This window comes from Actinopolymorpha pittospori (assembly GCF_014873875.1).
In the GTDB taxonomy this organism is placed as follows: domain Bacteria; phylum Actinomycetota; class Actinomycetes; order Propionibacteriales; family Actinopolymorphaceae; genus Actinopolymorpha; species Actinopolymorpha pittospori.
In genome coordinates, this window is record NZ_JADBEM010000001.1 from 101,024 (window position 1) to 126,406 (window position 25,383).

The following is a 25,383-nucleotide window of genomic DNA, read 5'->3' on the forward strand; positions in this document are numbered from 1 at the left end:
CGTCGCCCGGCGGTTCGTCACGCGCGCGTGCGCGTGAAGAAAGGGATCCATTTCGCATGCCGCAGCGACGAAGGGATCCCTTTTCCGTCCAATTTCCGTCCGCGCGAAGGGATCCCTTTAGTCGCCGGGACGTAAACATTCGCCCAAGAGTTGATGTTAGTTGTGGGGCTACCCGCGACTCAGCCGGTGGCAGACTTTGGCCGGTCCATCCTGGTGGCGACCTCGTCCGCGCCCGCTCCGGTCAGGCCGGTCAGCCCGGCGCCGCGACCGGTGGCGAGCAGGAGGATGTCGTCGACCGGGCCATGGACCTCGGGCACACCGACCTCCGCCGCGCCGGACGACCAGTCGGCGTCGGTCGCGACGAACCGTAGACCGGCAAAGCGCTTCCGGGCGCCGTAGAAGGTCGACTTCCACACGTAGTCAAGGACCGGAACGACCCGCTCGCTCGGCATGGTGCGTTCACGTCCGAGCGGCCGCGCGATGTCCTGGCCGTGGACGAGGATGTCGGTCAGTGGGTCCAGCGCACCGCTGAGGGGAAACCGATACGGCGAGCCCGCGGTCTCCCGGAGCTGCGCGATCAGTTGCCTCGGCTGGTAGGCGCGGCCGTACTCCACGGCCAGGGCCGCCTCCACCCGGTGGAAGTCGCCGCGTGCCCGGGCGACCCGGATCATCGTCGAGAGGAACGGCTGCCGGGTCGAGAGCGCGAGGTGTGCCAGCACGTGGTGGACCGTCCAGTCCGCGCACAGCGACGGTGTCTGCCACTCCTCCTCCTCGAGTGACTCGAGGAACACGGCCAGGTCGAGCCTTTCCGCTTCGACGTCGGACAGCATGGCGGCGCGCGGGCGACCGAAGGATGTCATGAGCGTTCTCCCCGTTGCAGGTGATGGCCGGTCGTAGGAAGAGACTCCCGGCCACGGGGCCCATCATCGCGTTCGACGGAGTTTTCTCGTTCCGCCTCGCGGGCCGGTCTCGTTCCGGCTCTGCGGCGGCCAGGTCGACTCGCCTCGGGCGTACGACGAAAAGCGCTCGCCCAGGCCGGCGCACGGCCCTAAGTTTGGCCCCAAGGTCGTTCCGACTACGTCTGAAGAGGGTGTTTTGATGCTGGTCCGTGTTCTGCCGGCGCTGGCTGGCCAGCTTCCTCCCCCAACCGCGGAACACTCAGACATAAGGACCTTCACCAGTGGATCTTCCACGCAGCTTCACCATCCGCGAGCGTAGCCACCGCATCCTCGACCCCTTCACCAGCGAGAAGCTCGCGATCCTGGGCCGGGCGCTGCGCCCGCGTCCGGGCACCACGATCCTCGACCTGGCCTGCGGCAAGGGTGAGATGCTGTGCACCTGGGCTCGTGACCACCAGATCACGGGCACCGGTGTCGACATCAGCACCGTCTTCCTGCGGGCCGCGGGTGAGCGCGCCGAGGAGCTCGGCGTCGCCGACAGGGTGCGGTTCGTTCACGCCAACGCCTCGGAGTTCGTCGCACCCGAGCCCGTCGACATCGCCTCCTGTTGCGGGGCGACCTGGATCGGTGGCGGCGTCGCGGGAACCATCGAGCTCCTCGAACGCAGCCTCCGCCCCGGCGGCGTCGTCCTCATCGGCGAGCCGTTCTGGCGGAAGGACCCGCCGGACCAGCAGGCCGTGCAGGCCTGCCACGCCATGAGCAAGGACCAGTTCACCACCCTGCCCGGCCTGGTCATGCTGTTCCGCGACTGCGGCTGGGACCTCGTCGAGATGGTGCTGGCCGACGAGGACAGCTGGGACCGCTACGTCGCGGCGCAGTGGCTCAACATCCGCACCTGGCTGGACGACAATCCCGACGACGAGCTCGCCGAGCAGCTGCGGGAGGAGTTGGACACCGCTCCCCTGTCGTACGTGACGTACCAGCGGAACCACCTCGGCTGGGGTGTCTTCGCCCTGATGAAGCGCTGATCTGTGATGCATGGGTGGACCCGGGCGATCAAGCCGGATCCACCCACATCCCCCGCCTCCGCCCGGACCGCTCGTGTTGGTCCGGGTTTTCCGAGCACGCCACGGTGCCGGATCGCGGCCCGAGCGTTCACCAACGTGGCGCCTTCCGGATGCAGAGAACGTTGTTGTCGACCTCGGTCGGGATTCCCCTCCAGAGCAGCCACCGCGGCTAACGATCTTGGGACCAACTCCCAGGGACCGCGACCTTGCTACACGGAAGACCCTTGCACTCTTCGGCCGCGCCGAGGGGCGGGATTTTGCTGACGTCTTCCAATTGGCCGCCAGGTTTGGTCGGGACAGGCTCATCGGATGGGCACACGACCAGGATCCCGGCTTCGTTCGCTCCGTCTTCGCTGACATGCTAGCCAGCCTGGAACGCCGTCCGGATCGCGATCTCCCCATGCACTCCAGCAAGATCAAGGAGCTGCGAGCCAACGTCTGTGGCGGTGGTGTCCGCGCTGGGCGTGGCCCCTGCACCGGTGTTTCGGGTTGAGCCGCCGGTAGTGCGTGGCCCGCGACACGCCGGTCAGCGCGCACGCCCGCTGCACCGCCACCCAGGCCCTCCCGGCGCAGGATCGCGCCTTTCTCACCGTTGGGCGCCTGCTCGTACTCGGTCACGATAGCGAGCTTGTACTCCGGGGTGACCGCCGTGAGGGCTCCTCGCACACATGGATGTGCCTTTTGTAAGCGCTTCGATTCTGACTCATCATGGGGTTACACACAAATAGTGAGAAAGGAAGCATGATGCGGATCGAGATGTGGTCGGACATCATCTGCCCCATCTGCGGCATGACCCAGCAGCGCCTGCGCAAGGCCGTGGCCGACTTCGAGCACGGTGACGAGGTAGAGATCATCCACCGTTCGTTCCAGGTGCACCCCGGCATCCCGCCTGAGGGCATCACCCAGACGCAGCTGAGCCTGAACGCGGGGATGACCATCGCGCAGATGAACAACGTGCTGCGACTGGTGGAGATCGCCGCCGACGAGGAGGGCTTCGGCGGGTACCACGCCATCGACCGCACCCTCGGCCCCACGGACCTCACCCACGAGCTCCTCGCGTACGCCACCGATCAGGGCAAGCACCACGAGGCGTGGACTGGGATGTTCAACGCACACTTGGAGGCGGCGTGGACCGCGCCACCCTCACCCGCGCCCTGCGTCAGGCCTGGGACGAGAGCCACCCCACTCCCGCGTTGAGCATGCCCTTCGGAGAAGGAGATCAGTGCGGATCGGACGGAGCCTGCGCCGTCTGAGTGACAGATGTACCAGGAGAGATCGTCTTGCTCCGAGCCTGTAGTAGCTCGGAGCAAGACGATTAACTTTGCGGTAGCTCCCATCACTTTTGACCGCATCAAGATGATCTTCGTCAGAGGAGGCCCAGCGGTCATTTACATCAACACCGTTAGCAAGCCCTGACACCAGCGTTATCCGGTACGCGGCCATGGTGCGAACCACAGCTTCGGTCGCCTTGACTCCTGATGGTGACGGCTGCCGCGTCCCGACGACCGCCACACGTGGAGACTGATATAGCGCTTCTGGATTCCCCTCGACAAACAGCCACCACGGCCGGCCAGGCGAATCCGCCAGAGGCGAAGGTATTTTTTTTCGATGGGCGAATGACGGAGACATCCACCGCCTGCAGCGGCCCGTGCGTCACAAGAACATCATCGCGTATCTCGACACCCGCGTGCCACGAGGCACCCAGCAGCGACGGGCTTTGATGCCTTTACCATCCCGTCTGCCGTCGACCCGCCCACCTGGGAAGCAGGCCGCCGCCCGGCCCGCCACGTCAAGCGGACCTTGACGGTAGTTCGGACGCTGGCGGGGCGGGCGGGGTCTGCTCGGCTTGCCGGGGTCGATGGCAGGCGGGATGGCTCCTTCCGCAACCACCTACGGACCGTGACCCGCCGGCGGAGCGGTGTCTTCGGTGGTGGGTGCTGCTCACATGCGGGCGTGATCAGCCGGCGTGCGCCTGCTCCAGGGCGGCGATGTCGAGCTTGCGCATCTGGAACATCGCCTCGGTGGCCCGCCGCGCCTTCTCCGGGTCGGGGTCGGTGAGCAGGCGCGGCAGCGCCGTGGGAATGACCTGCCAGGAGACCCCGAACTTGTCCTTCAGCCAGCCACACTGCCCCTCCTCCCCTCCCTCGCAGAGCCGGTTCCAGTAGTAGTCCACCTCGTCCTGGTCGGCGCAGTGGATCTGGAAGGAGATGGCCTCGGTGAACCTGAACTCCGGCCCGCCGTTCAGGCCCACGAACCGCTGCCCGTTGAGCTCGAAGTCGACGGTGATGGCGGTGCCGGGGACGCCGGGTCCGGCCTCGGTGTAGCGGGCGATGTTGCCGATCCTGGAGTCCTTGAAGATCGTGGTGTAGTGCTTCGCGGCTTCCTCGGCCTGCCCGTCGAACCACAGGCACGTGGTGAAGGGTTCGGTGGTCATGGGGGTTCCCTCCTCGTTGAGTGGAGTTGTTACCCATACCGACCGATCTCCTCGCCCAAACTCATCGGCGGTCGGCGGCTGGGCACCCGTTCGCTGTCAGTCGGTCAGGCTCGCCCTGCGCCGAAGCTCGGCCTCGGTCGGCTCGGCGAACTGGAAGGACCCGACCGGCACCTCGCCGGCCCGCTCGTACTTCGCGATCGTCACCCCGGTCGTGGAGGTCACGCTGTCAAGCAGGCGCAGCCCGCCGGGCGTGGTGCCCTCACCGAAGAGCCGCTTGCCCGGTCCGAGCAGGATCGGGAACGTCCAGATGTTGAAGACGTCGACCAGGTCGCGTCGCAGCAGCGTCTGGAGCAGATCGCTGCTGCCCTGGACGTTCAGGTCAGGCCCGTCCTGGTGCTTGAGTTCGGCCACCGCGTCCCCGGCGTCGCCCTTGAGGAGCACCGCGTTGTTCCACGTCACCTCGTCGAGGGTGCGTGAGGCGACGTACTTCGTCGCGTTGTTGAGCTGGTCGGCGATGGGGTCGTCGCTGATGTAGGGCCAGTGCGCGGCGAAGATCTCGTAGGTCTTGCGCCCCAGCAGCAGGTCGGTGGGCGGGTCGAACTCCTTCGCGATCGCCTGGCCCATCACGTCGTCCCAGAACGTGGCGTTCCAACCGCCGAGGGTGAAGTTGCCGGTCGGGTCCTCCGCGGGCCCTCCGGGGGCCTGCATGACTCCGTCGAGGGAGACGAACGTGTTCACTGTCAGTGTGCGCATTGCTCACGGCCTTTCGTGCGGGTCTACGGGTGCATAGACCGTCCGGGCGCGCGGAACTCATCGCTGGGGAAGGACCGACGTCGACGTGGCCTCGATCACACCCGGACTGACGACGAACCGTGTTCCCGCGGGCGGAGCCGACTAGGCCTGTCGGTAAGGGAGCTACCCAGGCGTCATCTGTGACGTTTTCGCCACACTGTTCCAGCGGCTGCTGCTGGTGGTGTACGCCTACGGCACCAACACCGGCATCCGTGCCGTGGCCGCCGGCGAGCACGGTCACACCGAGGACGAGCTGCGGTACGTGCGCCGCCGCTATATCACCGTGGAGTCGTGCCGTCAGGTCGCCCGCGTCATCGCCAACGCCACCTTCGCCACCCGCCAGCCCTGGCTGAGGGGCGAAGGGCCCACGGCGGCGGCGTCGGACTCCACCGAAGACTGGGCATCCTTTGAGGCTCGGCAGCTCGGGCCGGGCGCCTCACTCCCGTTGGTGGTGCGTGAGCAGTTGGGTGAGCAGGCGGGTCAGGATCTGCCTGTCCTCGGCTGGAAGCGGTCCGAGTAGGTCGTCCTGCACCTTGTCGAGTGCTCGGTCCATGCGTCGCAGTTGCCGGTGACCCGCGTTGGTAAGGGTCACGATGTTGCGCCTTCGGTCATCCGGATCCGGCGTCCGCTCGACGAAGCCCTGCTGGGCCAGTTCGTTGATCGCCGCCACCACATCGCTGCGGTCCATGCTGCTCCGGCGACCGAGCTCGGCCTGGCTGGCCGCCCCAAACTCGTCCAGCGCGGCCAGGATCCGGTAGTGGTACCCACGCGCGCCCACCCCGCCGAAGCCGTCAGACGCCAACCGGTGGGCGTGCACTGCCAGCTGGCCGAGCAACCAACTCGGCTTCGCGGTCAGGCGTGCGGGGGTCTGTTCCACGGCAGCCACTCTACATCGTTGGCGGAGCCAATGAACCTCTGTATAGTTGGCGTCGCCAATGTTGGAGCCGCCAACGAAAGAGATGTCATGTCCACGGATACTCTGATCGCCGACCGTATCGAGATCGCCGACCTGTTCACCCGCTTCGCGCTGCTGCTCGACGAGACGCGCTGGGACGATGCGGACACCGTGTTCGCCGACGATGTGGTGGTGCACTCGCCGCGCGGGGGCGAACTCCGCGGCATCGACAAAGTCGTCGACTTTATGCGACAGGGGGAGGTCGAGGGGCAGCACGCCCAGCACACGACCACTGACCTCTTGGTGGACGTCGACGGCGACCAGTCGGCTGCCTCGGCGAACTCGATCGTGTACTACTACCGCGACGGCCAGGCACCCCACTTCACAGGCGGCCTGCGACAGTACTGCACTGCAGTACGGACGCCGGCGGGCTGGCGCCTCCGCGAGGTACGGATCGCGCCCGCCTGGACACGCGGGGACTGATCTCTTCCCCGGGAAGTTGTGGACGCCACGGCGCACCACCGGCAAGCGTGTCCTCTGGGTAGCGATCGCGCTGCGGGGGCGCAATCAGTCGATTGCGCCCCCGCAGCGGATGGGCGCCGGAACCCATTCGGAACCGATGCATCGCCGCGGATCCGTTCAGCGCTATTCGCTTTTCGCCCGCGGCAGGAGCACACGCTCGACGCCTACCTGTCCGCCGGTGCGCGGGCGTTCGAGGACCCGGCCACCTCCAGCCGCGTCCACCCGCGCCGAAGCCGAACAACCAGACCCGCCCAAGCACGTGTCCGACAACCGGCCGACGACACTCGACGTGCCCGGGCTGCTCGCCGAACACCTGCAAAACGCCCCGGACGACGCGGTCCGCGACGCACTGGGGGCTGGGTGGGTCATCCGCCGCGGGCAGGGCTACTCCCTGCGCCTCACCGCCCCGCTCACCGTCCACCAGGCCGCACTTCAGCAGTGCGCGGCCCTTGCCGGGGACGGAGCCACCCCGGCCGGGCGCAAGGCGTATCGCACGTACGCCGACCGGATCGAATCCGCCATGCGAACGTAGGGTAGTGAAGCTGCCCAAGAGTTACTTGGCTCCTGGTGTCGGAGATCGGGTGAACCCAGGTCATCTAGCTGCATGAACGTCGCAGATGACGTCTGGTGGTAGCTCCCTTACCGACAGGCCGACTACCACCGCGCCTCGAGCGCGCGGCCGATGCGGTAGAGGCGCGCCTCGCTCCATGCCGGGCCGCTGAGCTGCATCCCGATGGGCAGGCCGTCGCGGGAGACGCCGCAGGGGACGGACAGGCTGGGGAGTCCGGTGACGTTCATCGGTACGGCGAGCCGGGTCAGCGCCCAGCGGACGGTCTCCTCGACCCCGGCCGCGTCGGTCTGGACCTGGCCGATGGTGGGGGCGGTGATGGCGACGCTGGGCGTGGCGAGGGCGTCGACCTCACCGAGGACGTCGGAGAACGTACGCCGTGACTCCTGCAGCAGCCGGAGCGCCTCGGCGTAGTCCCAGCCGGTGACGGCTCCGCCGTCGAGCAGCCGCTGGCGGACGGTCGCGTCGAAGAGGTCGGGGTGTTGTTCGAGGCGGTCGCGGTGCACGGAGTACGCCTCGACGCTGATCACGGTCCGGTGCGCGTCGCGGATCGCGGCGAGCCCGAGCACGGTGACCGGTTTGACGAGGGCGCCGAGGTCCTCCAGGGTCTGGATGGCGGCCCGGACCTGACGGTCGACGTCGGGGTCGAGCTGGTCGAAGTAGTAGTCGTCGGGGACGCCGATGGTGAGGCCGCGCACACCAAGGTCCAGCTCGCGGGTGAAGTCCTCGGCGTCGCGTCGCACCGAGGCGGGGTCGCGGTCGTCGTGGCCGCACAGGACGCCGAGGACGTGCGCGTTGTCGCTGACCGTGCGGGTGAGCGGGCCCATGTGGTCGAGGGTCCACGACAGCGGGAAGACGCCGTACCTGCTGATCCGGCCGAAGGTCGGCTTCATGCCCACGACTCCGCACAGTGAGGCGGGTACGCGGACCGAGCCGCCGGTGTCGCTGCCGAGCGCGGCGACGCACATGCCGGTGGCGACCGCGACCGCCGATCCGCCGCTGGATCCGCCGGCCATCCGCTGCGGGTCGTGTGGGTTGCGGACGGGCCCGAAGCAGGAGGCGTCTCCGGTGGGCCCGTAGGCGAACTCGTGGGTGTGCAGCTTGCCGATCACGACCGCGCCCGCTTCGCGGATGCGGTGGACGACCTCGGCGTCCGCGTCGGGCACCCGGTCGCGGTAGATCGCGGATCCGACGGTGGTGCGGATGCGGGCGGTGTCGATGATGTCCTTCACCCCGACCGGGATCCCGTGCAGGGGTCCGCGCCAGCGCCCGGCCCGGATCTCCTGGTCGGCGGCCTCGGCCTCCCGTAGGGCGGCGTCGGCGAGGAGGGTGACGACGGCGTTCAGGCGCGGGTTGTCGACCTCGACGCGTTCGAGCGCGGCGGCGGTGAGGTCGACGGAGCTCGTCGCTCCCTGGCGGAGGCGCTCGGACAGGACGGCGATGCTTTCGCCGTTGTCGGGGGACGTCGCAGAGGTGGCCACAGGTTCTCCAGGGTCGGGCGGATGCGGGGCTGTGCCGTCCGCCTGGCGCGTCCACGCCGACGTCCAGGAGCGGTGGACTCCGCCGAGTCTGGCGAGAAGATCGGCGCCGGGTCAAGGTGTGCGCGTGGCCGCACCCTGCCCCCGCGGCCCCGGAACGCCTGCGGGCCGCCGCGGACCGAGGTTCATGCCGTCGGGCTGTCCATCGATGCACCAATCGTTTTGGACACCAGTAGTGGGGCGGCACAGGGCCCGGACTTCCCCCGACACATCTTCAACGACGGCTACCTCGAAGTGCTGTAGACCCGAGGGACCGGGCGACCAGGCCAACCCAACCAGCAGCAGCGTCAAGGTTTACTTGCGGGCCTTCTCCCTCACCGTGACCCACGCCGCGCAGGCGGACTGAACGCGATGACCAGCCGCGCCAATTCTGGCCGGCTCGTTCACGCTTTTGGGTCATTCACTTGTCAGGCGTGATGCGACTGGCCGAGTGAATTTCGCGCATTCGGCAATATCGCTGGCTATCGGCAGCTTCGCAGTTCGTGGGGGGATTATGTACGTTGGTCGACGCCAAACGAAACGGCCCTGGTTCAGCGCCGCGCGCGGTCTGGCGGGTGTGACAGGTCTCGCGGCGGTCGGCGTCGCCGGCGGCGGGTTGGCCGGCCTGGGCTCCCCTTCTGACATGCGCATCGTCGAGTCGCGGCAGCTGATCCCGGCGGCGGTGTCGGCTGACGTCTCCGAAACCATGGACAGGAACGTCGAGAAGGGTGCGGGCAGGGACCACGACGGGGACAACCGGTCCGACAGCCGGGAGGTGGAGGTGCCCTGTGATCCGGAGGAGTTGGTCGCCGCGCTCGTGCACGCCAACGCCGACGGCCGCGCCACCCTGAGCCTCGCCACGAGATGTACCTACACCCTCACCGCCCACCAGGACGGCAACGGCCTGCCACTGATCACCCAGCGCGTCGCCATCGAGGGCAACGGAGCGAGCATCGTGCGTGCCGCCAACGCCGAGGACTTCCGCATCTTCGAAGTCGGCTTCGGAGGTGACCTGAAACTGCGCGACCTCACCGTCAAGGGTGGCGTCGGCACGGAGCTCACCGCCGGCGGCAGTGGCGTCGGGGGTGGCGGACTGCTCGTCCAGGAAGGTGGGCGAGCCACCATCAAGGCGTCCACGTTCACTCTCAACCGATCCGTCACCGTCGGCGGAGCCATCGCCAACTATGGGGTCACCAACCGGCGGCGACGAGCACGAGAACGAACGCAGCTCCGAGCACGACGATTCCGACAAGCCGTCGGGGAAGATGGACCAGACCAAGGACGACTCGTCCTGGACTCACGTCACGAAGAACAGCGCCGTGATGACCTTCGCGCAAGGTGCCGGCGGCGGGGTCTTCAACGCCGGGAAGCTGACTGCACAGCACACCCGACTCGCGCACAACAACGCCATCGACCAGCCGAATCCCATCCTGGGCACTGGCGGCGGTGGCCTGCAGAACACCGGCGGCACAGCCGAGCTGAAGGGCGTCCGGATCGACCACAACCACGCGGCCGGCGCGGGCGGCGGAGTCGCCGGCAGCGAGGGCGAGGGCGGCGAGCCCGGAACGATCCGGCTCGAGTTCAGCTCCGTGAGCGACAACTCCGGCCTCGTCGGTGGCGGCATCAGCAGCTTGGGTGCCACCGTCTACCTGACGCACACCGCGGTCCGACACAACGCGGCGGCCTCCGACGGTGGCGGGATCCTCAATGCCCTCGGACCTGTGAGCATCGACGGGAGCCGGATCGAGGGGAACACCAGCGGCGGCTTCGGCGGTGGCGTCACCAACACAGACTTCGGAACGGTCGCCCTGCGCCGTACGGACGTCAACGAGAACAGGGCGATCGGCGCCACCTCACGGGCCGGCGGCGTGAGCAACATCGAGGGTCAGGTCACCCTGACCGACTCCCACGTCATCGGGAACTTCTCGGTGAACGCGCCGGGTGGAGTGGAGAACGGCACCGGGACCGTCGCCGTGGACGACGAGTCGACCATCATCAGGAACCGGCCCACCAACTGCGCGGGAGTACCGGGCGCGGCGATCCCCAACTGCTTCGGCTGAGCCCGACGCCGAGGGGAGAACACGAGCGACCAGACTTCTTCCCGGCCGGCGCCGGTTCGCGCATCGAAAAGGGTGGGACACAGCCGACCACGGCATTTCGTCGAACACCATTAGGGCCGGCCTCGGATGCTTTTCGTGAAGCCAATGTGAATTCGGTCGCTCACTTGTCGTTCAGATTTGGATACAGGACTTGATCGGGCGTTATTGGCAACCTCCCTCCTGTCAGGACTTTTAGTCCCGAGGGGGGAATATGAAGTTGAGTCGAATTCGCCGGAAGCGAACCTGGTTCTGTGTCACGGTGGGCGGGCTGGCCGGGGTGACCGGCCTTGCCGCAGTGGGAGTCGCGGGAGGTCTGACCGGGCGGGACGCCACCGCGGACGCCTCGGCCGCCGCTCAACGGCAGGCTCGACCGGCCGCGGTCGCGCAGGACGGCAAGGCGCACGGCAAGGAGGAGAAGGAGGTGCGCTGCGACCCGGACAGGCTGATCGCCGCCCTCGTGCACGCCAACGCCGACGGCGGCGCCGTTCTCAGCCTGGCCAAGAAGTGCACCTACACCCTCACCGCCAACCAGGACGGCAACGGCCTACCCTTGATCGTCCAACCCGTCGCCATCAAGGGGAACGGAGCCACCATCGTCCGCGCCGCCAACGCCGACGACTTCCGCATCTTCGAGGTCGGCTCCGGCGGGAACCTCAAGCTCGCCGACCTCACCGTCAAGGGCGGCGTCGGCACCACCACCACAGCCGGCGGCACCGGCACCGGAGGAGGCGGCCTGCTCGTCCAGGAAGGCGGCAGAGCCACCGTCCAACACGCCACCTTCACCTTCAACCGCTCCACCACGACCGGTGGTGCCATCGCCAACTACGGCACCACCAAAATCAGCGGCGAGGACCAGCACAAGACCGACGACAAGGGCGACCAGAAGGACGGGTCCGACAAGAAGTGGACCGAGGACGACTGGAGCGAGAAGGACGCCAGCTACACCAGCATCGACAGCAACAGCGCCGAGGGAACCGGCAGCGACCACGGCGGTGGAGGGCTCTTCAGCTCCGGATCTCTGAGCGTGAAGTACACCCGGATCAGCTACAACGACGCCGTGAACCTCGACGGCGGCGGGGTGCGCGTCGCGGGCGGAACGGCGACGCTGCGCAACGCCCACGTCGACCACAACCGGGCGGCCGACGACGGCGGTGGCCTGGCGGTCAGCAACGGTGCGACCGTGACGCTGGAGCGCAGCTACGTGACGGACAACTCAGGCGGCGACCTCGGCGGCGGCATCTTCAGCCAGGCTTCTGTCCTGTACCTGCGCCAGAGCACTGTCGGGCACAACTTCTCTGCTGACTCTGGCGGTGGCGTCTTCAACAGCGATGGGCGGCTGATCGCCGACCGGAGCAGGATCAACGAGAACACCACCCTCGGCAACGGCGGCGGGATCGGCAACGACAGCGGCGGCGAGGCTGTGTTCCGCGACAGTGAGATCAACCGGAACAGGGCGATCGGCGCCAGTTCCGTCGCCGGCGGGGTCAGCAACGTCCTGAGCGACCTCACCCTGACCCGCTCCACCATCGTCGAGAACTTCTCGACCTTCGAGCCCGGTGGCGCCTTGAACATCGCCGGCACGGTCCTCGTCGACGACGACTCCACCATCATCAAGAACCGCCCCACCAACTGCTTGGGAACCACCACGGCGGTCCCCAACTGCTTCGGCTGATGCCGGCGTTGGACGGCGAGCCGTAAGCGTCACCGGACGACGAAACCAACCGGTCGCGCCGAGGCTGAGCAACTGCTCAGCCCCCGGCGCGACCGGTTCCCGTTCCTCGACCAGGAGAGCCGGCACCCGTCGGCGCCCCGGCCTCAGGAGGCGGTGGGGATCTTCAGGTCGCCGAACATGACGGTGCGGGTCATGGGTCGGGCCAGGAAGTCGTGCGGGAAGCCGAGTTCGATGGCGCTGACCTTCTCCAGGCTGGCGAGCTGTTCCGGGGTGAACCGCACGTCGAGCGCGCCCAGGTTGTCCTCCAGCTGGGCCAGGGTCCGGACCCCAAGGATGGGTGCGGTCACCGCGGGGTTGACCATCGTCCAGGCGAGCGCGACCTGGGAGGGCGTCTTGTCCATCTCGATGGCGACGTCCTTCACGACGTCGGCGATGGTCAGGCTCCGTTCGGTGAGGGACCCGTTGGACGCGGCGACGTTCTTGCGGCTGCCTTCCGCGCCCGCCGTGCCCGCACCGAGGTCCAGGTCGGCCAGGCTGTACTTGCCGGCGAGCACGCCGCTGGCCAGCGGCGACCAGGGCACAACGCCCAGGCCCAGCTCACGCGCCATCGGGATGAGCTCGCGCTCGACGGTCCGCTCGACGAGGGAGTACTCGATCTGTAGGGCGACCAGCGGCGACCAGCCCCGCAGGTCGGCGATCGTCTGCATCCGGGCGATCTGCCAGGCGGGTGTGTCGGAGATGCCGACGTAGAGCACCTTGCCGGCGCGGACGAGGTCGTCCATGGCCCGCATGATCTCCTCGACGGGTGTCGTGAAGTCCCAAGCGTGCAGGTAGAGCAGGTCGATGTAGTCGGTGTCGAGCCGCCGCAGGCTCGCCTCGACCGAGCCGACCATGCTCTTGCGGTGGTTGCCGCCGGAGTTCGGGTCGCCGGGGCGTTCGCTCACGGTGTACTTCGTGGCGATGACCAGGTTGTCGCGCCGGTCGCGAGCGAACTCGCCGACCAGTCGTTCGGCTGTGCCGTTGGTGTACTGGTTGGCGCTGTCGATGAAGTTGCCGCCCCGGTCGAGGTAGGTGTCGAAGATGCGGCGGGCCTCGCCCTTGTCGGCGCCCCAGCCCCAGTCCGTTCCGAAGGTCATGGTGCCCAGGGACATCGGCGAGACCCGCAGGCCCGAACGACCGAGCAGCCGGTAGGTGTCGAGGGAAAGGGTTCCAGCCACGAGGGCCTCCTGACGTGTCGTACGCGTGTGGAGGAACCGGTGTGGTTCCGTCCCGGTGGTGCGGCGCCCGGTCGGCGTGCGCACCGCCTGGTACAGAGTGCGACGAGCCAGGTGTGGTGAGTAAGGGAAGGCTTATCCTGGGACCGGCCGTCCCACCTTCGGCCGGTACGATCGGGCCGATGACAGGAAAGATCGACGCCACCAATGAGCTGGCGGCCTTCCTGCGCACACGTCGTGAGCGTCTGGCGCCGGAGGACGCCGGCCTCCCGCAGCGTCGGCGCCGCCGTACTCCCGGCCTGCGGCGGGAGGAGGTCGCCGAACTCGCCGGCGTCAGCGTCGACTACGTCGTTCGCCTCGAGCAGGGTCGGGGGCTACGTCCGTCCCCAGAGGTGCTGGAGGCACTGGCTCGCGCGTTGCGGCTCAGCGAGGACGAGCGGTCCTATCTCTTCGATCTCGCCCAGCAGCGGCCGGCCAGCCGGCAGCCGTCGACGAGTCAGGCGGATTCGCTCGCCCGGCTCGTGCACGACCTGTCCCCGCTGCCGGCGATGCTGGTCAACCACCGCCTCGACATCCTCGGCTGGAATCCCGAGATGGCCGGGCTGATGATCGACTTCGGTGTGGTCCCCGAGCAGCAGCGCAACTCGCTGTGGGTGTGCCTGATGCATCCGGCGTTCCGCGACTTCTACCGCGACCGGGAGCGCATCATCCGGGAGGGCATCGCGGATCTGCGGGCCGCGTGGGCGGCGCGACCCGACGACGACGGTCTCGCCAAGCTCGTCGGCGATCTCAACGCACGCAGTGAGGAGTTCGCCCGGTGGTGGGCGCTGCGTGACGTCCAGGTGCACGGCCGGGGCCGCAAGGAGCTGCTGCACCCGCGGGTCGGCGAGCTGACGATCGAGTACGAAGTGCTCTGCCCGCTGCAGGAACCCGACCAGCGGTTGGTCGTCTACCGCGCGGCGGACGCTGCTTCGCAAGTCGCCCTTGACGCGATTGTGCGCGAGGTGGGCGAGCGCCGGCGGCTTCGCGCCATGTAGGTCACCGCGCCGGGCCGCGGTGGTTCGGTCGCGCTCACGCCTGGCGTGACGTGGCGGCCAGGGATCCGAGCAGGCTCAGTGCCTGACTGCTGGCCGAGGCCGGTTCGGCGTGATAGACGACGAGTTCCTGCCCGGGGCTGGAGCGTACGTCGAAGGTCTGCATTGTCAACGTCAGCTTTCCGACATCGCGGTGATGGAAGCGTTTGCGTTCGAGCGCCTTCCCACGCGCGTCGTGACGGGCCCACAGTTTCGCGAACTCCGGGCTCTGGTCGAGAAGTTCGGTGAGCACCTGGCGGACGCGTGGGTCGTGGGGCGCCTTGCCGTAGCCGAGCCGGAAGCCGGCGACGGAGTTGCGGGCGACGTCGTGCCAGTCCTGGTAGAAGGTGCGTGCGGCCGGGTCGGTGAAGACGACGTGCATGAGGTTGTGCGAGTGCGACCAGTCGTGGAAGAGCGCGTCGGCTATCGCGTTCGAGGCGAGGACGTCGTAGGCGCGGTTGTAGACGATGGCGGGGTTGTCGGGCCAGGCGGCCATGAGCTGCAGGAGGCTCGGGTCGACCCTGTCGTCCACGGCGGCGACCCGTGCGCGGGGGCTCATCCCGGCCAGGCGGAACAGGTGCTCGCGGCCGTCCTCATCCAGACGCAGGGCGATGGTGAGGGCGTCGATCACCTGCGCTGACGGCGTGCGCTCGCGACCCTGCTCGAGCCGGATGTAGTAGTCGACACTGACGCCGGCGAGCAACGCCACCTCTTCGCGTCGCAGTCCGGGAACCCGCCGGTAGCCGGTGCTGGGCAGGTCGGCCTCACCAGGTGTGACCTGGGCTCGCCGGGCGCGCAGGTAGGCGCCGAGGTCGGAGCGTGTCATACCGGCATGGTAGGCAGGGGCACCGGTCGACTTCCTGGGTGCGGTACTCCCAGGAAGATCTATCCCTCCCCCGCGGCGCCGGCGTCGGTCAGTGTCGAGGCCATGTCGACGAACCAGCTCGAAGAACCTCCGCGGGAGGACCAGAAGGTCGTACTCGTCACCGGCGCCAGCAGCGGGATCGGCGCGGCCATCGCCGCTCGCCTCGTACGCCAGGGCCACCACGTACTCGCCGGCGCCCGGCGTACCGGCCGTCTCCATACGCTCACAGAACGCACCACCGACGTGGCCTCGCACTCCGGCGGGTCCCTGCATCCGGTGCGACTCGACGTGACGAACCGGTCCGGCGTCGAGGCTTTCGTCCAGATCGCCCTGGACCGCTTCGGTCGGGTCGACGTCCTCGTCAACAACGCCGGGGTGATGCCGCTGTCCCGGCTGGACTCCGTGCTGGTCGAGGAGTGGGACCGGATGATCGACGTGAACGTCCGCGGGCTGCTGCACGGGATCGCCGCGGTCCTGCCGCACTTCACGCCCGGTGTGGTCAGCTCCGAACTCGCCGCGACCATCACCGACCCCGGCGCCGCGCAGGCCATGCGCACCTACCGGGCGCACGCGATCGAGCCGGACGCCGTCGCCGAAGCCGTCTCCTACGCCGTCGCGCAGCCCGCCGACGTCGACGTCGACGTCAACGAGATCGTCCTGCGTCCGGCCCGCCAACGCTGACCTCCAACGCTGCTGACCTCCAACGCTGACCTCCCCTGCCCACCACACCAACACGACCGAGGGAATCCATGACCACCGTCCAGAACCACACCACCCTGCCCGCGTCCTGGGACCTCACCGGAAAGGTCGCCGTCGTCACCGGCGCCGCACGCGGCATCGGGCACGCCACTGCCCGCCTGCTCCGCGACCGCGGCGCCCAGTTGGTCGTCACCGACCGCTCCCCGGCGGTCCAGGAGCTCGCCACGAACGATCCCGACAACGTGGCCGCGCTCGTCGGCGACGTCGCCGACGAGGAACTCGCGCGATCAACCATGAGACTGGCCACCGACCGGTTCGGTCGCCTCGACATCCTCGTCAACAACGCCGGCCGCACCCTCAACAAACCGATCACCGAGACCACCGTCGAGGACTTCGAGAACATCCTGCGCGTCAACGCCGGCGGCAACTTCGTCCAAGCTCGCGAAGCGTTCCGCGTGATGGAAGGCGGTGGTGGCGGTGCGATCGTGTCGATCGCGTCGGTCTCCTCTGTCGTCGCGTTCGCGACGCAGACCGCCTACGCCGCGTCAAAGGGTGCCCTGGCCCAGATCACCCGGGTGCTCGCCATCGAGGGCGGCCCCAAGGGCATCCGCTCCAACGCCGTGCTTCCCGGAGTGATCGACACCGACATCATGGAAGGAGTCGTCGACAACGGCCGCGCCATGCTGGCGTCGTTCGGCGGAGCTCACCCGGTCGGGCGGATCGGGCGGCCCGAGGAGGTCGCCGAAGCCGTGGCGTTCCTCGTGTCCGATGCCGCAAGTTTCGTCACCGGCGCCCTCGTGGCCGTCGACGGCGGCTGGACCGCCCAGTGAGTGGTCCGGTGAGCAGCTGGCGCCGCCACAAACCCGTTGTAGGGCACAACAAACGAGGTTCCGGTACGACACGGAGCCGTCACCTCGTCGTCGTCGTTCGTTGCTGGAGGAAGTTTCGAGCGGCCCCCTAGCCTCCTCCGCATGACGTTTCCGACCGAACAGAGCGCTCTCTCCGCGATGAAGCGACGCCGCTTCCTCAGCGCGGTCGGAGGTGTTGCCGGACTCGCCGCCCTCAGCCAGGTGCCCGCGGCGGGGACCGCCCTGGCCGCGCCCCGCCCGCGAGGTGGCGCATACCCCTTCACACTCGGCGTGGCCTCCGGTGACCCGACCCCGGACGGCGTGGTGCTGTGGACCCGGCTCGCTCCCGACCCCTTCGCCCCACACGGCGGTATGCCCGGTCGCCCGGTGCCCGTCGACTGGCAGGTGGCGACGGATGAGGGAATGCGGCACCTCGTGCGGTCGGGAACCGCGCAGGCGCTGCCCGATCTCGCCTACTCCGTCCACATCGAGGTCGGTGGCCTGCAGGCCGGCCGGCACTACTACTACCGGTTCCGTTACCGCGGTGACCTCTCCGAGGTCGGCCGGACCGTCACCACCCCCGAGCACGGCGCCCTCGCCAACTCGCTGACCTTCGCGTTCGCCTCCTGCCAGGACTGGTCGCACGGCTTCTACTCCGCCTACCGGCACATGGCCGAGGAGGACCTCGACCTCGTCGTCCACCTCGGCGACTACGTCTACGAGTACGGCCTGCCTGCCGACGGCGGCAACCGGCACACGCCCGTCCCGGACGTGCTGCAGGAGGGTCCTCGGGACCTCGAGCGGTGGCGGATGCAGTACGCGCTGTACAAGAGCGACCCGGACCTGCAGCGCACCCACGCCCGGTTCCCGTGGCTGGTGACCTGGGACGACCACGAGTACCAGAACGACTACGCCGGCGCCTACGACGACACGGTCACCGCCGCCCGCGCCGCCGCCTACCAGGCGTGGTACGAGCACCAGCCGGTGCGCCGCCGTTCGCTGCCCCGCCCGGACGGGTCGTTGAAGCTGTACGGGCGCAGCCAGTGGGGTCGCCTCGCGCAGTTCGACGTGCTCGACACCCGCCAGTACCGCGACGCCCCGCCGTGCGGCTGGGGTGAGGCCGCGGCGTGCGCCGCGGCCTACGACCCGAAGGTGACCGTCCTGGGCACCGCGCAGGAGAAGTGGCTGCTGGACGGGCTACGCGAGTCCGACGCGCGGTGGAACGTCCTGGCCAACAGCGTCATGATGGCCCGCCTGGACCACGACGGCCCCAGCGGCGACATCCTCTGGCACGACGCCTGGGACGGCTTCCCCGCGGCGCGTAAGCGCATCACCGACACGTTCGTGTCCGGGCGCGTCCGCAACCCGGTGATCGTGACCGGTGACTGGCACTCCACGTTCGTCAACGACATCAGGCGCGACTTCGACGTCCCGGACTCCGCCGTGATCGCCACGGAGTTCGTCGGCACCTCCATCACCACCAACGGGGACGGCGAGGTGTACGGGCCGTACTACGGGCCGATGATCAAGTACAACCCGCACATCAGGTTCTTCGACGGTGACCGTCGTGGGTACGTGCGGTGCAGCGTCGACAAGAAGGAGTGGCGGACCGACCTGCGCATGGTCGAGCGGGTGGCCCGCGCCGACGCCCCGGTCTCGACGTTCGCCTCCTTCGTCGTGGAGGACGGCCGACCCGGCGCGCAGCGGGTGTGACGTGAGGGCCGTCCCACGACGATCGTGGGACGGCCCTCCTGGTCTGGAATCGCCTGCCTGCCTGGTCGGTTGATCAGCAGGCAACGCTCGTGCGGCAGACTGGTCGCGGCGGCGGAGCAGGCACCGAGGGGACGGATCATGGCGACTCAGTGGAGATCCGTTTCGGTGGTCTCGACCAAGTGGAACGGCGATTTCCATCGAAGGACGCCATCGTTGGAGCTTGGGTCAGATGCCGCGGGCACGTGGCTGTGGATGCCGCAGGGCACCGTCGCGGAGACCCCCTCTGGTCCCTACAACGCCATCCCCGGTCTCCGCGTGATCCCGGTCGGCAAGATGTGGTCGGCCTACTTCGTGCCGTCGTCTCCTGTCGGGCAGCGGCCCGCGAGTGTGTATGTCGACATCGGCACCGCGATTCGGCGGGACGGCGATGTGTTCGAGTTCGTTGATCTTGATCTCGACCTGGAGCAGGGCGACGCGGGGCCGGTCACGGTGTTGGATCGTGAGGAGTTCCTGGAGCGGTCGCAAGCATGGTCCTACCCGCCAGAGCTGGTCGTTGCCGCGGAGGAAGCCTGCGCTTCGGTCGTGGCCGCACTGTCCGATGGCATCGCACCGTTCGACGGGTCCTACGTCTCCTGGTGGCAACTGGTCAGCTGAAGAGGCGGTAGCTCTCCAAGGGGATGCTCCCGCCGTCGTCGACGGGCCCGTGGAAAGCAATCGACGGAGCGCTGATCGAGCGGGCAGGATCGCGGCATGACGACAAACCGAACCGACGTGCCGAGCAGCTTCGACGAACGGACGACGCTGCTGACCATGCTGGACTACACGCGCAAGACCGCGATCGCGAAGTGTGCGGGCATCAGTGAGGAGAACGCCCGGAAGGCCCTGCTGCCGGGGTCACCGTTGATGACGGTCTCAGGGGTGATCAGCCACCTGCGCTGGGTGGAGTACTCCTGGATCCAGTCGCGGCTGCTGGGTCACGCGGACGAAGGGCCCTGGACCGAGGAGGACCCGGACCGGGAGTTCCACTACCGCCTCGACCTGCCGATCTCGGAGGTCCTGGCCGACTACGAGGCGCTGGCCCGCGAGCACGACGCGTTGATCGCCGGGTGGGACCTGGACATGCCCGCCGTGGAGAGGATGCGTGACGGAACCGAGTTCAACCTGCGCTGGATCCTGCACCATCTCGTCGAGGAGAACGCGCGCCACAACGGGCACCTGGACATCCTCCGCGAACTCCTGGACGGGACGACGGGAGACTGAACCGCATCGACGCCATCAGCCTCTGCGACCCTCACCCGGCCGCTCCGTCGCAAGGTCGCGTCTCCCGGGGCCCACAGCCTCTGGCGCGTCGGCGGGCACGACTGTGTCGGTGACGAGCGAAGAGTCGAACCGGTCACTCGGGGCGAGCTCTCGTGCCTCCCTTTCAGCGTTGGCGCGCTTTCGCGCCGCCCGTCCGCCGTTGGCGGGCTTTCGCGCTGACACTTCTTCGGGATCGGCGGACTTTCCGGCCGTCCGTTCGCTGTTGGCCGACCGGGTGGCGGGAGGGCGGTGCCTCCCTCGCACCGGTGCGTATTCGTAGCTGTAGGCGTAGCTGGTGACCTGCCGTTTGGGGCTTCTGTTGAGCACGGTGCCGACCAGTCGTGCATGGACGGACGTCAACCGCTCGAGCGACATACGCACTTGCTCGCGCGACGTCGCGCCGTGCCTCACGACCAGAATCGCCCCGTCGGACTGCGCCGCGAGCAGGGCGGCATCGGTGACTGGCAACAGCGGTGGCGCGTCAATGAGTACGACGTCGAAGCTCTTGCGTAGGTCCGCGAGGACGTCGGACATGGCTCGGGACTGGAGCAACTCGGCGGGGTGGGGAGGGAGCGCGCCACTCGTGAGCACCGACAACCCATCCTCACCCCACTTCTGCATGACCTGCGCGACGTCGAGCCTTCCGATGAGGACGGTGGTGAGCCCGGCGGCCCGTTCGAGGCCGAGACCCGTGGCCACACCGGGCCGGCGGAGATCGCCCTCGACCAGGGCGACCCGATAACCGGCACGTGCCAGTGAGATGGCGAGGTTGCACGCAGTGGTGGTCTTGCCGTCGCCCGCGACGGCGCTAGTGACGACGAACATCTTGCTCGGCTGGTCGACCCGGACGAACTGGAGGTTGGTGCGGAGCACCCGGAACACCTCGACCAGCGGGTCGCGCGGGTTGAACGACGTGATGAGCCCCTTCTTGGCCACGGCGTTGTCGAAGTGCACTGTGCCGAGCAATGGCGCGTTCGTGAACTCCATCAGTTCATCGGGGTCACGCACCTTGGTGTCGAAGGCCTCACGTAGCGCGGCGAGCCCGACGCCCAGCAGCAGGCCGAGGACGGCTCCGAGTCCGACGTTGCGGGGCGGTACGGGGGAGACGGGCGTGCTCGACGTGACCGGCGCGCCCAGCAGGCTGGCGTTGATGGGCGAGCCCGCTCGGTTAGGTGACCGCTCGAGCTTCTGGACGAGCGCGATGAACTCCTGGGCGACCGCCTGGACGAGCACCCGGGCCCGGGCCTGGACGGGGTCGGTGATCGTCACCTTCAGGATCACGGTGTTCGGGACCACACTCGCGTCCGTCCTGCTCTGCAGCGAGGCCGGACTCTGTTTCAGGCCGAGCCGGTCGACAACAGCCCTGGCGACCTCCGGTCCGGTCACGATCTCGGCGTAGGACGCAGCCCGCTGCTCGGAGAAGAGGCCGCCTTGGTAGGCGTCGGAGCTGGTGGAGTTGGGCGTAGACACGAACAGTCGCACGGTGGATGCGTACTGCGGTGTCTGATTGAGGGTCACACCGACCGCGGCAGCTGTTGCCAGGACTGCGCAAGCGACGATGATGGCCCATCGGCGCCGTAACACTTTGAGGTAGTCGCGTAGCTCCACCGAGCTGTCCGTTCTCGAGTCTGCAATCTCGCGCCGCGCCGTGGTCGGGCGGCCCCTTACCAGGCAGGAGATGCTGTCAGTGAGCATGTCGTCACTAACAGGCATCCCTTTCGGGCAACCATGCCATATCTACAAGAGTTTGGTGCTTACATAGCGACTTAACAGGTTCGTCGCGCACACATGCGACGTCAGGGGGTGCCGGCGTGGAGCATCAGTGGAACCCCGCAGCCGAGGGGGCCTTATCGCGCTCGGAGCATGACAACGGACGACCAGTTCTCGGAAGTGACCACGGCGCGGTGGGAACGACCGAGTTCGACGAAGGGGCCGAGTATGAGCGCTGGGCGAACAGCCTGGGCCACTACGTCGACATCCCCGGCGTCGGGCTCGCTTTCGTGCCTGCAGGCCGTGACGAGCAGGACCATTAGGCGCTGGTTCATGAGGCCGCCGCCATTGAACGAGTGGGGAACTCACCGGCCGACGACCGCGCATGCGGTCTGCGCGAGGATCCGTAGGTCGCCGAGCCAGGTCCGGTCGGCAACGTAAGCGAGATACATCTCTACTTTCCGGGGCAGCACAACGGACAGGTAGTACTCCTCGGGATCTGGGGCCAGGGCGAGCTCGGCGGACTCGTTTCGGTAGGCGATGGAGGCGGGGTCGGTGATGCCTGGTCGCACCGACAGGATCCGTGGTCGCGCCGCGGGCGGCCAGTGTTCGACGTACCGCGGGACTTCCGGTCGGGGCCCGACGAGGCTCATGGTCCCCGCCAGGACGTCGAAGAGCTGGGGAAGCTCATCCAGCTTGGTGGCGCGCAGGATTCGGCCCACGGCGGTGATGCGCGGGTCGGTGTCGGAGGTGACCGCGAAGCCTGGCACCTTACGCATCGTTCGGAACTTGTGGATGCGGAAGATCCGTCCGTGTCGGCCGGCCCGCTCCTGCCGGAAGAACGCCGGTCCTGGACTGCTGAGCTTGATCAGCACCGCCACGACGAGAAGGAGTGGGCTGAGCAGGACGAGCATGACGGCCGATACCACCACGTCGAACAGTCGTTTCATCGGGTGAGGACCTCGACGACGGCCTCGACGACACGACGTACTTCCTCATCGGTCATCCGGGAGTAGAGCGGCAGGCTGACGACCCGTTCGAACTCCCTGCTGGCGACGGGGAACATGCCGTCGCGTAGGTCGTAGCACGTGCGCCAGAACGGTTGCAGATGCAGCGGGACGAAGTGCACGCTGCAGCCGACGCCCAGCTCGGACATCTCGACGATGAAGTCGTCCCGGGTCACCGGCGCGTCGGGCAGCAACCGGATCACGTACAGGTGCCAGGCGTGCAGGTCGCCCCAGGCCACCTTGCCAGGCAGGTCGAGCGGAAGGCCGGCGCCGACGAAGGATTCGTTGTAGTACGCCGCGATCTCCCCCCGGCGCAGCCGCATCTTCTCGGCCCGCTCCAGCTGGACGAGGCCCATGGCCGCGGCGGGGTCGGTGAGGTTGTACTTGAAGCCAGGGGCGACCACGTTGTAGCGCCAGGCGGGACGGTCGCTGCGGTATCGGTCGAAGGCGTCCCGGTCGATGCCGTGCAGCCGCATGCAGCGCGCACGCCGGGCTATGTCGCCGTCCCTGGTGACGAGCATGCCGCCTTCGCCCGTGGTGATCGTCTTGGTGGCGTAGAAGCTGAACACGGTCGCCGCACTCTCACCCGAGCCGACGAAGACGCCCTCGCTCGCGGCCGGGAAGGCGTGGGCGGCGTCCTCCACCACCGACAGGGCGTGAGCGTCGGCGAACGACCGGAGCTCGGACGGCGAGACCGGCTGGCCGGCGAAGTGGACCGGGAGGATGGCCGCGGTCCTGGCCGTGACCTTGCTGTCGGCGTCGGCGAGATCGAGGTTGAGGGTGGCCGGATGAGAGTCAACCAAGACCGGGTCCGCGCCCAGGTGACGCACCACCTCGGCGGTCGCGGTGAAGGTCCAGGTCGGTACCAGCACTTCCATGCCTGGACCGATGCCGAGCGCCTCAAGCGCGAGGTGTAGGCCGGCCGTGGCCGAATTCACCGCGACGGTCTCGACACCGGGCCCGCAGAACTCGGCGAACTCTTTCTCGAACGCTCGGACGAACGGTCCGCTGGACACCCAGCCGGATCGGAGCGCCTCGGTGACGGCCGAGATCTCAGCGTCACCGATGTCGGGAAGCGCGAATGGAAGCAAGCCCTCTGACATGAGCGGGCACCCCACGTTTTCACAATGTGTAGCAGTCGGTTGACTTTGAGTGAGTATAGACTGCCGCTTACGCTGATTGCGTACGTATTGAAGTCACTCAAGCACTCTTCGGGAGGAGTTGAGCTCGTTATGCGGGTCGGTCTGTTGAGCCAGTGGTTCGACCCCGAACCAGGGCCCGCGAGCCTGCCTGGTGTCCTCGCCCGCGGACTCGCCAAGCGTGGGCACGAGGTACGGGTACTGACCGGCTTCCCCAACTACCCGACCGGCCGGCTCATGTCGGGCTATCGGATGGCCCGCCGGATGGAGGAGACCCTCGAGGACGTCCGGATACGTCGCGTAGCCCTCTATCCCAGTCACGACGCGTCCCCGGTACACCGGGTCGCGACGTACGGGTCTTTCGCGATGTCCGCGATTGTGTCCGGTGTCGACGCACTGCGCGACCTCGACGCTGTGTGGGTCAGCAATTCCCCCATCACCGTCTCGTTGCCGATGTGGTTCGTTCGCTATGTCCACAAGGTGCCGGTCGTGTTGCACGTTCTGGATCTCTGGCCCGACAGCGTCCGGGCGAGCGGGCTGGTCGCCCCTGGCCGCACCCTGCGCGCTCTCGAGCGCGGCATGTCGGCGTGGTGCCGTGGCATGTACCGCTCGGCGGGGCGGATCGCCTACATCTCACCGGGCGTCGGCGACCTTCTCCAACGCCGCGGCGTGGCGAAGGAGAAGCTCGTCTACATACCGATGTGGGCAGACGAGAGTGCTCTCACGCCGGCGGCGAACGACATGCGGGCCGAGCTCAGCATCGGTCCGGACCAGACCGTCCTGGTCTACGCCGGGACCCTCGGGGAGACGCAGGGCCTCACCGCGTTGGTGGACGCGTGCGCGGCGGTCGTCGACGATCGACGCCTCGTCTGCCTCGTCGCGGGCTCCGGCGTGGCCGAGGAGTCTCTGCGGCAACGCGCACGCACGTCGGGTGCGACGAACATTCGTTTCCTCGGGCGCCTGCCCAAGGAGCGGATGCCAGCGCTGATGGCGACCGGTGATGTTCACTTCGTCGGCCTCCGGCCCACCAGCATGGCTGCCTACACGATGCCGAGCAAGGTGCAAGCCACCCTTGCCTCTGGTCGGGCGATGTTGGTTGCCGGGGAAGGCGATGTCGCGACCGTCGCGCGGCAGAGCGGCGCTGCAGTGACTGTGCTCCCCGACGATCCGGTGGCCATCGCCGCGGGCATTCGCGCGATGTGCGACCTGGGTCGTGACGAGCTTCGTGACATGGGACGGCAAGGACGCGCCTACTACGCACGCACGTTCTCGGTGGAGGCAGGCGTCGAACGCGTCGAGGCAGCCTTGCTCCACGCCAAAGGCATGAGGGTCCACTTGTGAATGCCAAAGT

At 68.1% G+C, this 25,383-nt stretch carries 27 protein-coding genes; 15 read left to right on the top strand and 12 right to left on the bottom strand.

What is annotated here, in order from left to right:
- Positions 1-179 precede the first annotated feature (179 nt).
- Entirely contained in the window at positions 180-860 is a 681-nt protein-coding gene (locus HEB94_RS00490; RefSeq protein ID WP_192748127.1) for a maleylpyruvate isomerase family mycothiol-dependent enzyme, read from the bottom strand.
- A gap of 320 nt (positions 861-1,180) precedes the next feature.
- On the opposite strand from HEB94_RS00490, the gene HEB94_RS00495 reads away from it, so the two are divergent.
- Entirely contained in the window at positions 1,181-1,927 is a 747-nt protein-coding gene (locus HEB94_RS00495; RefSeq protein WP_192748128.1) for a methyltransferase domain-containing protein, read from the top strand.
- A 783-nt stretch (positions 1,928-2,710) separates the two neighbouring features.
- Positions 2,711-3,163 carry a DsbA family oxidoreductase gene (locus HEB94_RS00500; protein ID WP_192748129.1) on the top strand — a complete coding sequence of 151 codons (453 nt, stop codon included), beginning with the start codon at positions 2,711-2,713 and terminating at the stop codon, positions 3,161-3,163.
- Here the strand turns inward: HEB94_RS00500 and HEB94_RS54095 are convergent.
- The 3 genes from HEB94_RS54095 to HEB94_RS00515 form a co-directional block, all read right to left on the bottom strand.
- Positions 3,110-3,595 (bottom strand): DNA-processing protein DprA, encoded by a 486-nt coding sequence (locus HEB94_RS54095; protein ID WP_192748130.1) that lies wholly within the window; start codon positions 3,593-3,595, stop codon positions 3,110-3,112. The genes HEB94_RS00500 and HEB94_RS54095 overlap by 54 nt on opposite strands.
- Before the next feature lie 328 nt (positions 3,596-3,923).
- Positions 3,924-4,400 (bottom strand): VOC family protein, encoded by a 477-nt coding sequence (locus HEB94_RS00510; RefSeq protein WP_192748131.1) that lies wholly within the window; start codon positions 4,398-4,400, stop codon positions 3,924-3,926.
- A 96-nt stretch (positions 4,401-4,496) separates the two neighbouring features.
- Complete coding sequence (locus HEB94_RS00515; protein ID WP_192748132.1) at positions 4,497-5,153, bottom strand: dihydrofolate reductase family protein; 657 nt, start codon at positions 5,151-5,153, stop codon at positions 4,497-4,499.
- 211 nt (positions 5,154-5,364) lie between these two features.
- On the opposite strand from HEB94_RS00515, the gene HEB94_RS48840 reads away from it, so the two are divergent.
- Positions 5,365-5,712: a Tn3 family transposase gene (locus HEB94_RS48840; protein WP_273377550.1), complete on the top strand. Its 348-nt coding sequence runs from the start codon at positions 5,365-5,367 to the stop codon at positions 5,710-5,712.
- On the opposite strand, the gene HEB94_RS00525 is transcribed toward HEB94_RS48840, so the two are convergent.
- Positions 5,629-6,069, bottom strand: coding sequence for a MarR family transcriptional regulator (locus HEB94_RS00525; protein WP_192748133.1), 441 nt, complete (start codon positions 6,067-6,069; stop codon positions 5,629-5,631). The genes HEB94_RS48840 and HEB94_RS00525 overlap by 84 nt on opposite strands.
- 87 nt (positions 6,070-6,156) lie before the next feature.
- Here HEB94_RS00525 and HEB94_RS00530 point away from each other — a divergent pair, with 87 nt between their 5' ends.
- Together HEB94_RS00530 and HEB94_RS00535 are read left to right on the top strand one after the other, a co-directional pair.
- Positions 6,157-6,570 (top strand): nuclear transport factor 2 family protein, encoded by a 414-nt coding sequence (locus HEB94_RS00530; RefSeq protein WP_192748134.1) that lies wholly within the window; start codon positions 6,157-6,159, stop codon positions 6,568-6,570.
- Positions 6,571-6,787: 217 nt separating this feature from the next.
- The gene (locus tag HEB94_RS00535) at positions 6,788-7,141 is read left to right on the top strand and encodes a hypothetical protein (RefSeq protein WP_192748135.1); all 354 of its coding nucleotides are present in this window, start codon (positions 6,788-6,790) and stop codon (positions 7,139-7,141) included.
- 122 nt (positions 7,142-7,263) lie between these two features.
- Here HEB94_RS00535 and HEB94_RS00540 read toward each other — a convergent pair whose 3' ends face one another.
- Positions 7,264-8,658, bottom strand: coding sequence for an amidase family protein (locus HEB94_RS00540; RefSeq protein WP_192748136.1), 1,395 nt, complete (start codon positions 8,656-8,658; stop codon positions 7,264-7,266).
- 457 nt (positions 8,659-9,115) lie between these two features.
- Complete coding sequence (locus HEB94_RS00545) at positions 9,116-9,973, bottom strand: hypothetical protein (protein WP_192748137.1); 858 nt, start codon at positions 9,971-9,973, stop codon at positions 9,116-9,118.
- Here HEB94_RS00545 and HEB94_RS00550 point away from each other — a divergent pair.
- Together HEB94_RS00550 and HEB94_RS00555 are read left to right on the top strand one after the other, a co-directional pair.
- The gene (locus tag HEB94_RS00550) at positions 9,960-10,754 is read left to right on the top strand and encodes a hypothetical protein (RefSeq protein WP_192748138.1); all 795 of its coding nucleotides are present in this window, start codon (positions 9,960-9,962) and stop codon (positions 10,752-10,754) included. The two genes, HEB94_RS00545 and HEB94_RS00550, sit on opposite strands and share 14 nt — an antisense overlap.
- Before the next feature lie 250 nt (positions 10,755-11,004).
- On the top strand, positions 11,005-12,465 hold the full coding sequence (locus HEB94_RS00555) for a hypothetical protein (protein WP_192748139.1): 1,461 nt from the start codon (positions 11,005-11,007) through the stop codon (positions 12,463-12,465).
- Positions 12,466-12,608: 143 nt separating this feature from the next.
- On the opposite strand, the gene HEB94_RS00560 is transcribed toward HEB94_RS00555, so the two are convergent.
- Positions 12,609-13,682 carry an aldo/keto reductase gene (locus HEB94_RS00560; RefSeq protein ID WP_192748140.1) on the bottom strand — a complete coding sequence of 358 codons (1,074 nt, stop codon included), beginning with the start codon at positions 13,680-13,682 and terminating at the stop codon, positions 12,609-12,611.
- A gap of 179 nt (positions 13,683-13,861) precedes the next feature.
- Between HEB94_RS00560 and HEB94_RS00565 the strand changes: the two genes are divergently transcribed.
- Entirely contained in the window at positions 13,862-14,716 is an 855-nt protein-coding gene (locus HEB94_RS00565) for a helix-turn-helix transcriptional regulator (protein ID WP_192748141.1), read from the top strand.
- Positions 14,717-14,750: 34 nt separating this feature from the next.
- Here the strand turns inward: HEB94_RS00565 and HEB94_RS00570 are convergent, their stop codons facing one another.
- Entirely contained in the window at positions 14,751-15,578 is an 828-nt protein-coding gene (locus HEB94_RS00570; protein WP_192748142.1) for a helix-turn-helix transcriptional regulator, read from the bottom strand.
- 102 nt (positions 15,579-15,680) lie between these two features.
- On the opposite strand from HEB94_RS00570, the gene HEB94_RS00575 reads away from it, so the two are divergent.
- The 5 genes from HEB94_RS00575 (at position 15,681) to HEB94_RS00595 (ending at position 20,137) form a co-directional block, all read left to right on the top strand.
- Positions 15,681-16,298 carry an SDR family oxidoreductase gene (locus tag HEB94_RS00575; protein ID WP_192748143.1) on the top strand — a complete coding sequence of 206 codons (618 nt, stop codon included), beginning with the start codon at positions 15,681-15,683 and terminating at the stop codon, positions 16,296-16,298.
- Positions 16,299-16,366: 68 nt separating this feature from the next.
- Positions 16,367-17,146: an SDR family NAD(P)-dependent oxidoreductase gene (locus HEB94_RS00580; protein WP_192748144.1), complete on the top strand. Its 780-nt coding sequence runs from the start codon at positions 16,367-16,369 to the stop codon at positions 17,144-17,146.
- A 141-nt stretch (positions 17,147-17,287) separates the two neighbouring features.
- On the top strand, positions 17,288-18,877 hold the full coding sequence (locus tag HEB94_RS00585) for an alkaline phosphatase D family protein (RefSeq protein ID WP_192748145.1): 1,590 nt from the start codon (positions 17,288-17,290) through the stop codon (positions 18,875-18,877).
- A gap of 213 nt (positions 18,878-19,090) precedes the next feature.
- Positions 19,091-19,531 (top strand): DUF402 domain-containing protein, encoded by a 441-nt coding sequence (locus HEB94_RS00590; protein WP_192748146.1) that lies wholly within the window; start codon positions 19,091-19,093, stop codon positions 19,529-19,531.
- Positions 19,532-19,627: 96 nt separating this feature from the next.
- Positions 19,628-20,137, top strand: a complete 510-nt coding sequence (locus HEB94_RS00595; RefSeq protein ID WP_192748147.1) for a DinB family protein — start codon at positions 19,628-19,630, stop codon at positions 20,135-20,137.
- A 15-nt stretch (positions 20,138-20,152) separates the two neighbouring features.
- On the opposite strand, the gene HEB94_RS00600 is transcribed toward HEB94_RS00595, so the two are convergent.
- A complete protein-coding gene (locus tag HEB94_RS00600; RefSeq protein WP_337917416.1) occupies positions 20,153-21,889 on the bottom strand; it encodes a tyrosine-protein kinase domain-containing protein in 1,737 nt (578 codons plus the stop codon).
- Between the two features lie 191 nt (positions 21,890-22,080).
- On the opposite strand from HEB94_RS00600, the gene HEB94_RS52060 reads away from it, so the two are divergent.
- On the top strand, positions 22,081-22,209 hold the full coding sequence (locus HEB94_RS52060; protein ID WP_273374641.1) for a hypothetical protein: 129 nt from the start codon (positions 22,081-22,083) through the stop codon (positions 22,207-22,209).
- 42 nt (positions 22,210-22,251) lie between these two features.
- Here HEB94_RS52060 and HEB94_RS00605 read toward each other — a convergent pair whose 3' ends face one another.
- Together HEB94_RS00605 and HEB94_RS00610 are read right to left on the bottom strand one after the other, a co-directional pair.
- Positions 22,252-22,836, bottom strand: coding sequence for a sugar transferase (locus HEB94_RS00605; RefSeq protein ID WP_192748149.1), 585 nt, complete (start codon positions 22,834-22,836; stop codon positions 22,252-22,254).
- Positions 22,833-23,996 (bottom strand): DegT/DnrJ/EryC1/StrS family aminotransferase, encoded by a 1,164-nt coding sequence (locus tag HEB94_RS00610; RefSeq protein ID WP_192748150.1) that lies wholly within the window; start codon positions 23,994-23,996, stop codon positions 22,833-22,835. Before HEB94_RS00610 ends, HEB94_RS00605 begins: the two co-directional genes overlap by 4 nt.
- 129 nt (positions 23,997-24,125) lie before the next feature.
- Here HEB94_RS00610 and HEB94_RS00615 point away from each other — a divergent pair, with 129 nt between their 5' ends.
- Positions 24,126-25,373 carry a glycosyltransferase family 4 protein gene (locus HEB94_RS00615; protein ID WP_192748151.1) on the top strand — a complete coding sequence of 416 codons (1,248 nt, stop codon included), beginning with the start codon at positions 24,126-24,128 and terminating at the stop codon, positions 25,371-25,373.
- The last annotated feature ends 10 nt before the right edge of the window (positions 25,374-25,383 follow it).